This is a genomic window from Brevibacillus laterosporus (genome assembly GCF_030489605.1).
Classification (GTDB): domain Bacteria; phylum Bacillota; class Bacilli; order Brevibacillales; family Brevibacillaceae; genus Brevibacillus_B; species Brevibacillus_B laterosporus_E.
The window spans coordinates 60,297-74,685 of sequence record NZ_JAUKFY010000021.1; the positions used below are offsets into that span (position 1 = coordinate 60,297).

Annotated in this window: 13 protein-coding genes; 4 read left to right on the forward strand and 9 right to left on the reverse strand. The window is 41.7% G+C overall.

Translation table 11 applies throughout. The features are described 5' to 3' along the window. Positions 1-12: 12 nt before the first annotated feature. Positions 13-1,281: an APC family permease gene (locus QZ995_RS18835; RefSeq protein ID WP_301809925.1), complete on the reverse strand. Its 1,269-nt coding sequence runs from the start codon at positions 1,279-1,281 to the stop codon at positions 13-15. Between the two features lie 110 nt (positions 1,282-1,391). Between QZ995_RS18835 and QZ995_RS18840 the strand changes: the two genes are divergently transcribed. After that, entirely contained in the window at positions 1,392-2,273 is an 882-nt protein-coding gene (locus tag QZ995_RS18840; RefSeq protein WP_301809927.1) for a LysR family transcriptional regulator, read from the forward strand. Between the two features lie 89 nt (positions 2,274-2,362). Here the strand turns inward: QZ995_RS18840 and QZ995_RS18845 are convergent, their stop codons facing one another. From QZ995_RS18845 to QZ995_RS18855, 3 genes are all read right to left on the reverse strand, one after another. After that, on the reverse strand, positions 2,363-2,596 hold the full coding sequence (locus QZ995_RS18845) for a hypothetical protein (RefSeq protein WP_301809929.1): 234 nt from the start codon (positions 2,594-2,596) through the stop codon (positions 2,363-2,365). A 111-nt stretch (positions 2,597-2,707) separates the two neighbouring features. Beyond that, positions 2,708-3,571 (reverse strand): M15 family metallopeptidase, encoded by an 864-nt coding sequence (locus tag QZ995_RS18850; protein WP_301809930.1) that lies wholly within the window; start codon positions 3,569-3,571, stop codon positions 2,708-2,710. A 279-nt stretch (positions 3,572-3,850) separates the two neighbouring features. Next, positions 3,851-5,116, reverse strand: a complete 1,266-nt coding sequence (locus tag QZ995_RS18855; RefSeq protein WP_301809933.1) for a Glu/Leu/Phe/Val family dehydrogenase — start codon at positions 5,114-5,116, stop codon at positions 3,851-3,853. 310 nt (positions 5,117-5,426) lie between these two features. Here QZ995_RS18855 and QZ995_RS18860 point away from each other — a divergent pair, with 310 nt between their 5' ends. Continuing rightward, the gene (locus tag QZ995_RS18860; RefSeq protein WP_003336269.1) at positions 5,427-5,765 is read left to right on the forward strand and encodes a histidine triad nucleotide-binding protein; all 339 of its coding nucleotides are present in this window, start codon (positions 5,427-5,429) and stop codon (positions 5,763-5,765) included. Between the two features lie 101 nt (positions 5,766-5,866). Here the strand turns inward: QZ995_RS18860 and QZ995_RS18865 are convergent, their stop codons facing one another. The 3 genes from QZ995_RS18865 to mtnA all read right to left on the reverse strand — a co-directional run bounded on the left by QZ995_RS18865 (position 5,867) and on the right by mtnA (position 9,234). Continuing rightward, the gene (locus QZ995_RS18865) at positions 5,867-7,129 is read right to left on the reverse strand and encodes an MFS transporter (protein ID WP_301809938.1); all 1,263 of its coding nucleotides are present in this window, start codon (positions 7,127-7,129) and stop codon (positions 5,867-5,869) included. Positions 7,130-7,291: 162 nt separating this feature from the next. Beyond that, positions 7,292-8,137, reverse strand: a complete 846-nt coding sequence (locus QZ995_RS18870) for a class II aldolase/adducin family protein (protein WP_301809940.1) — start codon at positions 8,135-8,137, stop codon at positions 7,292-7,294. Between the two features lie 35 nt (positions 8,138-8,172). After that, positions 8,173-9,234, reverse strand: coding sequence for an S-methyl-5-thioribose-1-phosphate isomerase (gene mtnA / locus QZ995_RS18875; protein ID WP_301809942.1), 1,062 nt, complete (start codon positions 9,232-9,234; stop codon positions 8,173-8,175). Between the two features lie 364 nt (positions 9,235-9,598). Between mtnA and QZ995_RS18880 the strand changes: the two genes are divergently transcribed. Beyond that, positions 9,599-10,399 (forward strand): DeoR/GlpR family DNA-binding transcription regulator, encoded by an 801-nt coding sequence (locus tag QZ995_RS18880; protein ID WP_301809944.1) that lies wholly within the window; start codon positions 9,599-9,601, stop codon positions 10,397-10,399. Between the two features lie 100 nt (positions 10,400-10,499). On the opposite strand, the gene QZ995_RS18885 is transcribed toward QZ995_RS18880, so the two are convergent. Further along, positions 10,500-11,708 (reverse strand): NupC/NupG family nucleoside CNT transporter, encoded by a 1,209-nt coding sequence (locus tag QZ995_RS18885; protein ID WP_301809946.1) that lies wholly within the window; start codon positions 11,706-11,708, stop codon positions 10,500-10,502. 53 nt (positions 11,709-11,761) lie between these two features. Then, complete coding sequence (locus QZ995_RS18890) at positions 11,762-12,580, reverse strand: purine-nucleoside phosphorylase (RefSeq protein WP_301809948.1); 819 nt, start codon at positions 12,578-12,580, stop codon at positions 11,762-11,764. A 396-nt stretch (positions 12,581-12,976) separates the two neighbouring features. Between QZ995_RS18890 and QZ995_RS18895 the strand changes: the two genes are divergently transcribed. Next, complete coding sequence (locus QZ995_RS18895; protein WP_301809951.1) at positions 12,977-14,368, forward strand: hypothetical protein; 1,392 nt, start codon at positions 12,977-12,979, stop codon at positions 14,366-14,368. Positions 14,369-14,389: the final 21 nt, after the last annotated feature.

Genomic DNA, 14,389 nt, shown 5'->3' on the forward strand with positions numbered 1-14,389 from the left:
TCTGACGATTTTTTATGCAGATTTGCCCTGCTTTTTGTCAAAAATAAGCATGAATAAAAAAATACATATAGGGTACAAGCCGCCCCACCCCAGAAAAGGATATAAGCACAGGGTGACCACTAGAGAAATCCATGCAGAGACATGTCCCCACTTGTTTCCACGCAAAAGCTTGATCCCAGCAAGACACCCGCCTAGATATGTAGCCATAAAAGCAGCATTTGGTATCTGAATGAGCTTCTCTAATGAGATTGATCCACTTGCGAGTAACAGTAGCGTGAGTACAAAGCCACCACTAAGAAAAAGCAGTCCTCCTAACGGAGCTTGTGTGCGTGAATGCAGGGTACCCATCCAGGCAGGGGCACTTTTTTCCTTAGCTAACGCAAAAGCTATTCGGGCGGCTGCATTTACATAAGCATTGGCAGTAGCTAGACATATAAACAAAGCGGTAATCGCAACTACCCAGCCCCCTATTTGACCAAAAGTTAACTGAACCATCGTGCTGAGTGAAGCTTTGGTTCCTGTACCATAGCTAGAGGTGGCAATGGTCATGATCGCTACGCCTACATACAGCAAAGCTATCAGAGCAGAGCTAATCATGACCCCCTTCATGGCATTTTTCTTTGGATCAATAAACTCTTCTGATAGGTGGGTTACTGCCTCCCACCCAATAAAACACCAGAACAATAAGCTAGCCGATTGAAAAATAGAAAGCCAGCCATGAGGAACAAAAGGCGTGAAGGCCTCAAGCTTAGCGTGTGGTACAGCAGAAGCAACGGCTAATACTAAAATGGCCAGAATAAAGGAGACCACAATTGTCTGCAACCGCCCTGTCACCTGCATCCCCAAAAAGCCCATGCCCACAACAACAGCGATTATTAGGCCTGCCATAAGATATACACTGCTATGCTCCCAGCCTAACAATGTGGTTACATAGGTAGCGCCGGTTACTGCCAAAATTGGTGCGCCAATGGGAACTGACAATAAGAAGAACCAACCAACTAAATTGCCAAAGCGATGACCATAAACGAGTCTGACAAAATGAGAAACTCCCCCGGCGCTAGGATATATGGCGGACAAGAGTCCCATCGTAATCGCCATCGGTATCATAACCAATGACATCATTATCCAAGATAATAAAGACGCTGGCCCAGCCATTTCAGCAGCTATTCCGGGAATTAGCAGGATTCCTGATCCAAGCACTGCTCCAATGTATAAAGCCACAATTTGAGGTAAGGTCAATGTCTTCTTTAAGGTTTGAGCTGTTTGACTTTGCATTGTCATTTTTAGTCCCCCTAAAAATTAGTTGACCTCACTTTACCATATACTTTCCTATCGGTGTTATCTATAATATTTGATAAATTCAATCGATAATTTTGATGGGAAGGGAAAATATGGACATCTATTATCTTCGAACCTTTCGCGAAGTGGCCAGACAGCAAAGCTTTACACGAGCCGCAGAAATACTAGGCTACGCCCAATCAAGCGTCACAACTCAAATCCAGCGGCTGGAAGAAGAGTTTCAAACCAGTTTATTTGAACGCTATGGTCGAAAAATTAGATTAACAGACAGTGGTGAAGAGCTCTTACATTACTCTTCGCAGATTTTAGCTCTTTTAGATGAGGTGAAAGAAAATTTATCAGAACAAACCCAGTTAACTGGCATGCTAACGATAGGTACAGTCGAGTCTTTGGCGGCATTTTATTTGCCCCCTCATCTACAATCTCTTCGTCGGATGCATCCACGTCTAAAGCTGTTTTTACAGCCAGGAATTTGTCGTGATCTGGTTCAGGGTGTTAAAAATGGCACTTATGATATTGCGATAATCATGGACAGACAGCATCATGATCCCGATTTAATCTGTCATGTCTTAAAAGAAGAGCCGCTTGTCTTAATCGGCAATCCAGATCATCCTTTAGCCTCCCTACCACAAATCAGCGTTCATGATCTTGAAGGTGAAACCATGATAGTGACCGAAGAGGGCTGCAGCTACCGAGATATGTTAGAAAGAGTAATTCAGCAGAACGGGGTCAAAACGGAGCTATCCTACGAATTTGGCAGCTTAGAAGCTATCAAGCAATGTGTTTCGTATGGTTTAGGGGTCTCGATATTGCCAAAACTCGCAGTGATTGAGGAAGTACAGCAAGGAAAGCTTAGCATCCTTCCCTTTACCCATCCAGATATCCGGGTATTTCGTCAAATTGTATATCATCGTAAAAAACGTATTTCTAAAGCCTTCCAGTGTTTTTTGGATTTATTGGAGGGTAACAGCTAATCCTTTTGAGCACATTATTCAGGTTTTCGATAAAAAAGGCGAGTGTGCCGTCTCTGTGCACACTCGCCTTTTTTGACTTAGGATACAAATCACCTTTTATCGGATTGAATGTCTCCACGAGCAGACTTTTTCATGGAAGCATTTTTTGGTTTTCTTATCTTTTTTTGTATGTTCGATTGTGTTTTCTCAGGTGTTTGTATGGTCACAACTTCTTTGCTTTTGGTTTGCATGCTGCTTGTCATTTCTTCTGCCCAAACCGGACTTATGGACAGCATGCTCGCTGTTAAAAAGCTAGCTGTGAGCGATTGTATTTTCATATTCATGTAACCCACTCCTTACATAGGGGGCGCTCCCCTATCTAGTAAGACGAGCAACAATCCAAAAGGGTCACATTTTTACCACCGAAACTTAAAAAAATATTTTCATTGATGAGTTTATGCTGTCGGAGTATTTGAATATTCTTCAAGTGTTATACCTTTATCGTGAATCTCACCTGCTGCTTCTTTCCCAACATAACGCAGATGCCATGGCTCATATTGATAGCCTGTGATGGCTTCTTTCCCTTTTGGATAGCGAATAATAAATCCATATTCGTGCGCATGATCAGCTAACCAGACGGCTTCAGGAGTACCCTCAAAACAGTCCTCTGCCGCACATTTTCCTGTGCTTCCGGAAACATCAATCGCAAGTCCAGTTTCATGTTCGCTGTGACCCGGCTCTGCGCTGTACTTCTTGGCCGCTTCTTCCCCATCCTTTTGCACATAGCGATTAAATAGGGTTGTTTGAGTAGAATGTGAACGATAAGCGGATACTCCCGCCAGCATGATGCCTTCCTGTTTCGCACCAGCAAACAATTGCTCAAGAGCAACTGCTGCTTCCTTACGCATCATACGCTTTTCAATTTTTTCTTTAAACAAAAAAGGAACATTCGGATAGACAAGATCTTGAGGTTTATAGCTATCAGGTAGCTTATACTGTTTATTAACCAGCACCTGTATACTCTCTGGAGACACTGCTTGCGCTTTGCTTCCTGACTTTTCTGTTGTACCTTCCGACGAGGCATTCGGTGCTGAAGTATTTCCTGGGGATTCCCCTGCTGTCTCATTTCCGGTCCTTTCCTTTTGATCTGTCAATGGCTCTGTTGGCTGATTTGACTGCGTTCCCTTAGTCTCAGCCGTTTGAGCATTTTCTGAGCCGGTAGACGGTGTTTTATTCGGTGTTCCCTGACACCCAGCAACCAAAGAAGCAGATAGTGCAACGAGTATTGCTGTAGCTGAAATCGTACGTACACTTTTCATAAATTCCTTTTATCCTCCTCTTTCCAATCACAAGGCCTGTCCAACTGCTTTATGAGGAAAAAATTTCGTACAACGTAAGTGACGATCCTGATAAGGAAAGGGTTTCCTTATTGCATAAAAAAGGCGACTAAATTGAACACGCTGACCAACCTGATCAACATACTATAGAAGCACCTACAGGAACGTGGGGGAACAGCAAAACCCGCCGGGTATAGTTTCCGGCGGGGAATAACATATCATACAGATATCATAAGAAAAATCGCTTTTGTTAGCAAGGAATTATATCCAGCCTCTCGCTTTCATTCCTTCTGTGATACGGAGTAGAGAAATCATAAAAGCGGCTGTTCTTCTGTCTGTTTGATATTGCTTAGCAATCTGACCTACTTCCTGATAAGAACGCACCATTACATCCTTTAACTTGTCATTTACTTCTGTTTCAGACCAGTAAAAATTCATGAGGTTTTGGACCCATTCAAAGTAAGAAACCGTCACTCCGCCTGCGTTGGCTAAAATATCCGGAATGACCAGAATCCCTTTTTGCTGCAAGACCTCATCTGCTGCTGGCGTTGTTGGTCCATTGGCAGCCTCTGCAATAATTTTAGCTTTTATCTGATCTACATTAGCTGTTGTAATCACATTCTCCAATGCAGCAGGAATTAAGATATCCACTTCTACTTCTAACAGTTCATCATGGGCAATAAGACTAGCTCCGGCTACACTTCCTAGCGACCCTGCTTCCTTGGCTGCAATAACATCAGGTATATGCAATCCTGCTTTTGCATAGATAGCTGTTTTTGAATCGCTTACAGCCACTACCTTCGCTCCTATTTCATGCAAAAGCCTAGCCGCGATTTGTCCGGCATTCCCAAAGCCTTGAATTGCTACTGTGGCATCCTTAGCGGACATGCCCTTTTCACGTAAAGCTTCTAGGATCGTATACACACAGCCGCGTGCTGTTGCCTCATTTCTACCCTTTGACCCGCCGAGAATAAGGGGCTTCCCGGTAATAACTCCCGGTGAAACAGCTCCTTTTAAACGGCTATAAGTATCCATCATCCAGCCCATTACCTGCGCATTCGTGTAAACATCGGGGGCAGGAATATCCTTTTCAGGTCCAACTACATCGTGAATAGCCTCCATAAATCCTCTGCTGACACGCTCTAATTCTCCCTGACTCATCGTACGCGGATCACAGATGACTCCGCCTTTACCGCCACCATATGGCAAATGCACAACACCGCATTTAAAAGACATCCACATAGACAGAGCCTTAACTTCATCAAGAGTTACTTGCGGATGGAAGCGAATTCCTCCCTTAGTCGGACCAATGGCATCATTATGTTGCGAACGATACCCATCAAATACACGAACAGTTCCATCATCCATCTTCACTGGAAAAGATACACTGACAACACGTTTGGGCTTTTTCAAAATCTCTACCGCTGCTCGAGGAAGATCAAGCAATTTAGCAGCATTCTCAATTTGTTTTTGAACAATTTCGTACGGATTTAGGTTTTCCGTCATCTTTGTCGCCTGTTGTGCCATGGTTTCCCCCACTCTCTTTCTCTACTATGATAAAGGATTTCTAACATTGTAAAGGAATATTACAAAAAATGAAATATAAAACGCCCTATGTTTTTTGATTTTACTGATAACTTTCGCACTCTTGTAACAAATTCCCTCTCTACTTAAGTATGTATGATTTTGCTATTTGTATTCATAATAAGTTGGATTTTTGCCTCTTTTTGCGGTTTCCCAGAAAATAATGCACTGAATTAGGAAGCAAACTAGTAAATTCACTGGAATTTTACTACAATAAGAGGAAGAATATTAAACTTTGAGAGGAGAAATTTAGATGGATTGCTTATTTTGTAAAATTATTCAAGGTGAAATCCCTTCCAAAAAAGTATACGAGGATGATGATGTCTACGCGTTTCACGATATTAATCCCATCGCGCCTGTACATATCCTAGTCATCCCTAAAAAACATATTTCCTCTGTTATGGGTGTGGATGAATCAGATAAAGAACGAATTGGTAGTCTCCATTTGGCAATTCAAAAAGTGGCAAAAGAAGCTGGTTTGGAGGAAAACGGATTCCGTGTGGTGACAAATATCGGAAAGCATGGACAACAAACGGTCTTCCACTTGCATTACCACATTATCGGCGGCAGACAATTAGAATGGAATATGTAAGCTAATCCTTTGCATATAAATAAAAAAACACACAAACCAGTAAATTAAGCTGACTTGTGTGTTTTCTTTATTCAACTATCTAAAAAACGATGTATATCCTACTATTCCGGCTGCGGTTCAGAGGCTGGCTGAGACGTTTTCTCCGTATGCTCCGGCTTTTGTAGCTGAAGTTTAAACAGCGGAATCACTGCACAGACCCCGATTATAAAAAATAATCCTGCTATCTGGTAGCTTCCCTGCAGCGTAAACGTTTCTTTTACAACACCAGATACGCTCATCATCACAACCATCATTCCGGAAAATAAAGGGCTAAGCACGCCATTGACCCGACCAACAAATTCTTCTTCCGCAGACATTAGGATCAGCGTATTGACCCCAATATGAATACAGGGGAAAAACAATCCGTTAATAAATTGAAAAGCAAGGGCTAGGATAAAATTTTGTGAAAAACTAATGCCAATTACCGAAATCGCACTGCTAATCATCCCGATAGCTAATAGCTTCTGAGCAGAGATTTTTTTAGAGATCGCCATAACTAATCCCCCACCCACCAGCATAGCCGCACCATTGGTCATCAAAAACCATTGGAGGTTTTCCTTAGGCAATCCTAGCTGCTCCACTACAATAAATACACCCAAAGGCTGTAATAGCCCCACTGCTAAACCTGCCATAATAAAGCAGAAGCTGAGCGTCCGTAATACATTTTTTGACCAAACGTAACGGAATCCGTCAGTCATCTCTTTTAAAATACCAGTGGTAGCATCATTCTTCCTCGGCTTCAAATCAGCTGGTAATCTATAAAGCACCGCTGCTGAGACTAAAAAGGCAAGTCCTGTCAGGGCGATCGAAACGTCGATTCCGAAGCTCTGAAATACCATGGTGCCAATAGCTGGTCCAACAATCATAAAGATTGCCATCAGCGTTTGAAACATCGCCATTCCTGCTTGCAACTGTTCTGCTGGAACATGCTGTTTAAATAGCTTCATTGCCGATGGTTGCGAAAATTGAGACAGGATAGCAGAAAACAGCGTAACAAAGAATATTGCTTTCCAAGATCCAAACATAAGAGTCAATAGAACCCCAAAAACAGAAGCGGCACTTAAAATATCACACCACACCATTGTTCTTTTTGGTCTCCAACGGTCAGCAAACGTCCCGCCTATAAATGAGAAAATAAAGATTGGAGCAAATTCGGCCACAGAAATCATGGAGACCGCATAAGGATCATTATTGGTAACTTCCATAACATACAAAAGGATAGCAAAATTTCGCACCCATGTACCTAGCTGTAAAAATACACCTGACAACAGAATAACCCGTATAAATGGACTTGATAAAATATGCGGTTTTTTTACGGTTTCCATCTGATTCCCCCCTTTAAATACATACTTCCTAGTAGAAGCATTCCTATATCCTATCACATCTGTTTTATAGTATACATTCTTTTTTTTACATAACTTTTAAACCAAACGAAAAATGCGAAAACCTTGAAATCAGGCTTCGCATTTTTTTTATCAAACCGTTTCCTATTTCAGTTTTGGATGCTGCAGCTCGGAAATAACCGCCTTGGTTACCCGGCTAACAAGCTCTTCCATTTGTTGTTCATCTAATTTGACTGTCAGTGGTTGTGGTTCTTTCAAAGCTTGTTCATTTACAGAGCATACATCGATTCCTGGTGGACAAATGACTCCTGTTGGCGTTTCCCCCATTAATCCCATTTTCTCTCGTAACGCTACTAGCTCTTGCACCCGTTCTGCTGACAATTCCCGTGCTCCGTTCATTTGTTTCGCAATCCAATTAATTTTTGCAGTAAATTCGAGCGACTCCATCAAATAGTAGGCTGTTTGCAGATCTTTTCCCCATGTAAGGGCCCCGTGGTTTTCTAGTAAAACCCCCTGATGGTTCATGATATGAGGAGCAATGGATTCAGGGAGAGCAAGGGTGGAAGGAGTCGCATATTTGGCTAAAGGTATCGTTCCAAGCAACACTACCGATTCCGGCAGGGTTGCAAAATCTAAGGGAATGCCTGCTATGGCAAAAGCTGTAGCATACGGAGGGTGAACATGAACGATCCCGCTAATGTCTGGACGCATTTCGTATACTTTCAAGTGCATTTTCATCTCAGAGGTTGGTTGAAGCTCTCCTTCTAATACTTCCCCTTGCAGGTTTACTTTGACCAGCATATCTGGCTGCAAAGCTCCTTTACTTACGCCGGTCGGCGTGATCCAGATCTCGTTGGAAGAAAGACGAACCGAAATATTTCCATCGTTAGCCGCGCCAAAGCCTTTTTCATATACTTTACGCCCAATCTCACAGATATCCTGTTTGATTTTAGCTTCATCTTTCATCTGTTCGTACGTTGGTTCGGTCATGATTAGTTTTGTCCTCCTTGTTTCCTGTGGGCCATCTAGTTGCTTTTTGCAGTGATCTGGAACAGCTCTGTCAGTGCACTGTTGTAAGGAGCTCGTAAAATACCCTTCTCAGTAATGATTGCTGTTATTAAATCGTGCGGAGTTACATCAAAGGCAGGGTTAAATACTTTGACATCATGCGGTGCCGTTTGCTTGCCAAACCCTTCAATAATTTCACCAGCTTCCCGCTCCTCAATCGGAATCTGTTCTCCTGTAGCAGTATCAAGATCGATTGTGGACATTGGGGCTGCTACATAAAATGGAATGCGATGGGCCTTTGCCAGCAGTGCCACACCATACGTTCCAATTTTGTTCGCTACATCACCATTTGCAGCAACCCGATCGCATCCAACGATAACTGCCTGTACCCAGCCTTTAGACATCACCATTGCAGCCATGCTGTCCGTAATTAGCGTCACATCAATACCCGCTTCATGTAATTCCCATGCCGTCAGACGAGCTCCTTGCAGCAAGGGACGAGTCTCGTCGGCAAATACCTTGATATCCCAGCCTTTTTCTTTTGCTAAATAAATAGGTGCAAGTGCTGTACCATAACGTGCCGTAGCAATTCCACCAGCATTACAATGCGTTAACACGCCCATGCCGTCTTTAAACAACGTCAATGCATATTCGCCAATCATCCGGCATGTTTCTTCGTCCTCAGCACGAATCGCATGCGCTTCTGTAACAAGACGCTGTTTAATTTCAGCCACTGGTAGGTGCTGGTCAGCCAAAGCCCGTTGCTCCATACGGTTTAATGCCCAAAATAGGTTAACTGCTGTAGGCCGTGAAGACGCAAGGTACTCCTTATGCTTTGTGAATACCTCGTAGAAGACCTCAAAGGAGTTCTCAGGTGCATCATGGATACCAAGCAGCAGTCCATAAGCGGCAGCAATCCCAATCGCAGGAGCTCCTCTTACCTTTAACTCCTTAATGGCATCCCAGGCATCCTTTATGTTGTCTATTTCTAAAAATTCTTTCAAAGTTGGAAGTTTCGTCTGATCTAAAATAAATAAAGTATTGTCTTCAAAACGGACCGATTGAATAAACGTCGCCATGTGAGAGCCTCCCCCTATTTGTAATAAGCCAATTCAAATTTAAATGACTTAGGATTGCGATTTGTCTTATCTTTGTTATAGCAAAAAAACAAAAATTTTTCTGCTACTAATCAGAAAACACATAAAACCACACAATCAAACATTCTTGTTGACCGATACCTTGATTTTACTAATCTATATACTCATTTTCAACTGCTTCCAGCTCTTTGACCAAACTTTTTCGACACCCCACCTGAATTTCTGTAAATGCTGATTCAAATTTCTTTTCTTCCTATCTTTTTTTACAACGTTATTTTTGGTATCCTTTTTGGCAAGAGACATACCTGTAGGTCGATTGGGATAGATCATTGTTTTGGGAGGTATTATGTTAGCAATCGAACGTCGCAAAAAAATCATGAACATGCTATTTGAACAAGGAAATGTCATGGTAACAGAGCTCAGTAAACAATTCTCTGTTTCTGAAGAGACTATTCGTCGTGATTTAGACAAATTAGAGAAGGAAGGCATTTTAGTGCGTACATACGGAGGAGCTATTTTAGAAGATGGACTGCGCTCTGATTTCCCTCTCTGGGTACGTGAAAGCTATTATGTCGATGTAAAGGAAAAACTAGGAGAAAAATGCGCTCAGCTCATAAAAAGCGGCGATACAATCATGCTTGATTCCAGCACGACTTCATTATATATTGCCAAAAAAATAAAAAATAAACAGAATCTTACGGTTATCACTAATTCATTTAAGGTCGAGCTAGAGCTATCCGATGCTGAGCACGTAAAGCTAATTTCCACAGGAGGAACACTACAACGCCGTTCCCTTTCATATGTTAGCCACTCAGCAACACGAGCCCTATCTCATTATTTTGCCGATGCATCCTTCGTTTCCTGTACCGGTCTTCATCTTCAACGAGGCGCTACAGACTCTAACGAATTTGAAGCCGAAATTAGAAAACTGATGTTAAAAAACTCAGAGCAAAAAATCCTAGTGCTCGATCATACTAAAATTGATAAAGCTGGTTTTACTTTTATTACTGACTTTCAAGGCATTACGAAAGTGATCACAGACCAACCCTTATCTATAGAATGGCGACAGCTTTTGAGCAGATATAATATTGAGATTGACGATGAGGATATTGATACTGCTTTCGAGGAAACATCTTCCTCTTCATAAAACTTCCAGGCATGAGAAGACGTAGAAAAAGTGACAACATACAAAAAAGCAGTTCCTGCTTACATCATAGGTAAGGAACTGCTTTTTGTGGTTTTACCCCTTACAAGAACATCCCAGCAATCGCACCATTTAACAAGGAAGCCAATGTGCCGGCAAAGATAACCTTCATGCCAACCTGAGCAATTTCACTTCGACGCTCAGGCACAAGTGAACCAAGTCCACCAATCAGCATTGCCATAGAACCAAAGTTAGCAAATCCGCAAAGCGCAAAGCTTAGGATTGCTACTGTTTTAGGTGTCAAATTTGCCATATTCTTAGCCATATCAATATAAGCAACAAATTCGTTCAAAACGATTTTTTGTCCGATATAAGAACCAGCTTGAACAGCCTCACTCCATGGTACCCCAACTGCAAAAGCCAAAGGAGAGAAAAGATAACCAAAAATTCGCTGCAAGGTTATCTCCATGCCAAACAGTCCTCCAATATAGCCAAGCAAACCATTCACCATAGCAACCAAGGCTACAAATGCCAACAGCATCGCTCCTACATTCAATGCCAAAAACAGGCCGTCCCCAGCCCCGCGCGCTGCTGCATCAAATATATTCGCTGATTCATTTTTTTCCAGTTTTATTTCCCGGTCTTTTATATTTTCAGTCTCCGGGAAGAATAGCTTGGCTATAACTAATCCAGCAGGAGCAGCCATAAAGCTCGCCGCAAGCAAATATTCCATCGGGATACCTAGTAAAGAGTAGGAAGCAAGCACTGTTCCCGCTATAGAAGCAAGTCCCCCTGTCAGAACAGCAAACAGCTCTGAGCGTGTAAGCTGGCTTAAAAAGGGACGAATAACTAAAGGCGCTTCCGTTTGACCCACAAAAATATTCGCCGCTGCTGACATTGACTCAGCTTTACTCGTACCTAATATTTTGGAAATACCGCCACCAATGTATTTGATAAATAGCTGCATAACGCCTACATAATATAAAACAGAAATCAGTGCTGCGAAAAAAATAACCATCGGCACAACATTAAATGCTACGACAAACGTAATTTTAGAATCAGGAGTGTACAGTCCGCCAAAAAGGAATCTGATCCCTTCATTCGCATAACCAATAATATGGTTCATTACGTCAGTGAACTTACTTAGTACAGCTCGACCTGCCTCCCATTTTAACACAATGAATGCAAAAAGAAACTGGATAGCTAATCCCCCAGCAATCGGACGCCATCTAATCCCTTTCTTATTGTTACAAAACAAGAATGCAATAAATAGAACAGCAATAACCCCAAGGAGGCCTCGTAGAAAATCCATGATGACTTACACCTCTGTTTTTTATTTAATACCTATTCTTATAACCTTGTGACTTACATATTCCCCACGATGCCTCGTAGAAGCTTAGAAAAATTCTCTTTTGCTTGTCCTGCCGCCTCGTATACCTCTTCAGCCGTAATAGGTTGAGGTAAAATTCCAGCCGCTAAATTACAAATGCATGAGATAGTCAGCACTTTAATACCAGCATGATTCGCTACAATCACCTCTGGTACTGTTGACATGCCTACTGCATCTCCCCCTATTGCCCGCGCCATTCTGATTTCAGCTGGCGTTTCAAAGGAAGGGCCTGTAAAAGCTACATAGACACCCTCTTTTAAAGGCACACTTATCTGTGTTGCTACCTGTCTTGCCAACTGAGCTAAGGATTTACAATAGGTCTCACTCATATCAGGAAAGCGATCTCCCAGCCTCTCATCATTAACCCCAATCAGCGGATTTATCCCCATTAAGTTAATGTGATCCGTCACTAACATTAAATCCCCTGGCTGCTGGTCGATATGTAAGCCTCCACTTGCGTTAGTTAAAATAAGTTGCTCAACCCCCAGCATTTTCATTACTCGAATTGGAAATGTTACCGATTCGAGACTGTGACCTTCATAATAATGAAAGCGGCCTTGCATAGCAACAACCGTCTTCCCTTCAAGCTTGCCAACAATTAGTTTACCTGCATGATAATCCACTGTCGACATCACAAAATGAGGAATTTCTTGATAGGGAATAACAATGGCATCAGCTAACTCTTCCGCTAATTCACCTAAGCCCGATCCTAGAATCAATCCGATGGTTGGTGTTTGGTTTATTCTTTCTTTTATGTATTTGTTAGCTTCGTCTATAGCTTCCCACTTATGCATAAGAAACCTCCCTGTTGTTTTTTCTGTCTTAACTCATATGTAGTTTGTCAGAATACCACAAAACACAACATTACCGAAAAGAAATCAACAATTGATCGGCGCAATCTTATTTTATTTTAATATCCGAATTTAATCAAGATAAAACAAAACATTGTACGTATTTTAGCTAGTTAATTCGTTTTTTTTGATTAATAAACAGAATTTTTAATGCATTTTACTTACATTCCAAAAAAATAATCCTTTTAAAAAGCTCTTCTATCCCTTTATAATATGGGTATAAAAGCGACTTTGTATTGTAATTTTATGGATTTTACTGACAGGTAGCAAACTAAACCTTTTTCTGCAAAAAAAGTTTAGTTCAGTTAAAATTTATCTAAATTGGGAGGTCAAACTAACATGAAACGAACCCTGCATCCAATAAAAAAATCTGGACTAGCTTTTGTCTTAGCTTTAAGTGTCTTAACAGCTTCTCCATCTGTTTATGCTCAGGAGACTTTACTGCTTGCCACTCAGGGGGCATCTTCTTCCGTCACTGCCCCTCAATTGAATGAATATGCCCAATTCTTACAAACGAATTATCAGCTAACCTTTCCAAAACAGGTAACCCGAGCTGATTATCTACAAGCTCTAACGACTATACTTGCTTTACAACCATCAAAAGAGAGCAAAATCTCATTTACTGATGTAAAAGAGGGTTCTACTTTAGCACAGGCCGCTAGCGCTCTGCAAGAACAAGGGATCGTTAATGCCACAACACTTAAGCCAAATGAACCATTAACCGCTCAAGATGCCGTCTCTTACACAGTCCGTGCTGCTGGTCTTAAAGAATTAGCCTATACGTATCCGGAAGCGAAAGTTAAAAAAGCCTTTGCTTCTGCATCCCTCTCATATAAAACAGGTCAGCTTCCTATTAAGGCAGCGCAAGAGATTGCCGTAGCAATCGATACAAAGCTACTCCCAGCAACTCTTGCTCAAGCAGTTATCAAAAATCAAGCTGTTTCGCCCGATGTAGCAACTGTCTTGATCGGCAAAGTACTGGAATATAAAGGGGAATATAAGCATTTCCTTGGTTTTACAACTGATGAGGATATTTACAATAAGGTTTCTCACTCTTGGAAAACCACCAACTTAATCAAAGCTGAGGACTTACAAAAGATCGTAAACGAGGCACTTAAACAAGATATCGTCACGGGGTACAATCTCAAGGATAAACGATTCGCTCCACGGTTTGACCCGGCTCTTTCACTCACCTATGGCCATAGTGACATACAGCATGCCCTTCAACTGATCGGTTTGCTAAAAAGTGAGGGGCTGGCAGCAAAAGTACAACTGGAGCCGAAAACATCTGCTTTTATCTATTTAGCCGAATGGGGTCAGCCTGTCATCACTTTTGACTATCAAGTAGTAAAGATTGATAACGGAAAATACATCGCCTACTCCAAAGAATACGATATCAGTTTTGAATTCACATCTGTAGCTGATAAAGAAGCCTTCGATAAAATCATTCATTCCTATGCAAAAAAAGATTCGGAAGATCAAACTGGTTTGCTTATTTCATCTTGGTGGCAGCCACTTTACTTCTCCATGAATGAAATGAAAGGGTATAAACAGATTACCAATAACTATATGGAAAAAGACAATTATGTGGCTCAATCCTTCTCGTTAAACGAGAAATCCGCACAAGTTGTTGCTGGTTTTAAGAAGATTGACCCTAAGGTAAAAGTTACCTCCTACCCTTTTTATGTAGATGCCCCATTCTATAATTATCTGATAGGTGACTACAAATAAGAAATCGCTCCAAACGCTCTG

Bases quoted from the DNA above. Each gene is read 5' to 3' on its own strand.
- QZ995_RS18835 (WP_301809925.1), bottom strand. From the start codon at position 1,281: ATGACAATGCAAAGTCAAACAGCTCAAACCTTAAAGAAGACATTGACC.
- QZ995_RS18840 (WP_301809927.1), top strand. From the start codon at position 1,392: ATGGACATCTATTATCTTCGAACCTTTCGCGAAGTGGCCAGACAGCAA.
- QZ995_RS18845 (WP_301809929.1), bottom strand. From the start codon at position 2,596: ATGAATATGAAAATACAATCGCTCACAGCTAGCTTTTTAACAGCGAGC.
- QZ995_RS18850 (WP_301809930.1), bottom strand. From the start codon at position 3,571: ATGAAAAGTGTACGTACGATTTCAGCTACAGCAATACTCGTTGCACTA.
- QZ995_RS18855 (WP_301809933.1), bottom strand. From the start codon at position 5,116: ATGGCACAACAGGCGACAAAGATGACGGAAAACCTAAATCCGTACGAA.
- QZ995_RS18860 (WP_003336269.1), top strand. From the start codon at position 5,427: ATGGATTGCTTATTTTGTAAAATTATTCAAGGTGAAATCCCTTCCAAA.
- QZ995_RS18865 (WP_301809938.1), bottom strand. From the start codon at position 7,129: ATGGAAACCGTAAAAAAACCGCATATTTTATCAAGTCCATTTATACGG.
- QZ995_RS18870 (WP_301809940.1), bottom strand. From the start codon at position 8,137: ATGACCGAACCAACGTACGAACAGATGAAAGATGAAGCTAAAATCAAA.
- mtnA (WP_301809942.1), bottom strand. From the start codon at position 9,234: ATGGCGACGTTTATTCAATCGGTCCGTTTTGAAGACAATACTTTATTT.
- QZ995_RS18880 (WP_301809944.1), top strand. From the start codon at position 9,599: ATGTTAGCAATCGAACGTCGCAAAAAAATCATGAACATGCTATTTGAA.
- QZ995_RS18885 (WP_301809946.1), bottom strand. From the start codon at position 11,708: ATGGATTTTCTACGAGGCCTCCTTGGGGTTATTGCTGTTCTATTTATT.
- QZ995_RS18890 (WP_301809948.1), bottom strand. From the start codon at position 12,580: ATGCATAAGTGGGAAGCTATAGACGAAGCTAACAAATACATAAAAGAA.
- QZ995_RS18895 (WP_301809951.1), top strand. From the start codon at position 12,977: ATGAAACGAACCCTGCATCCAATAAAAAAATCTGGACTAGCTTTTGTC.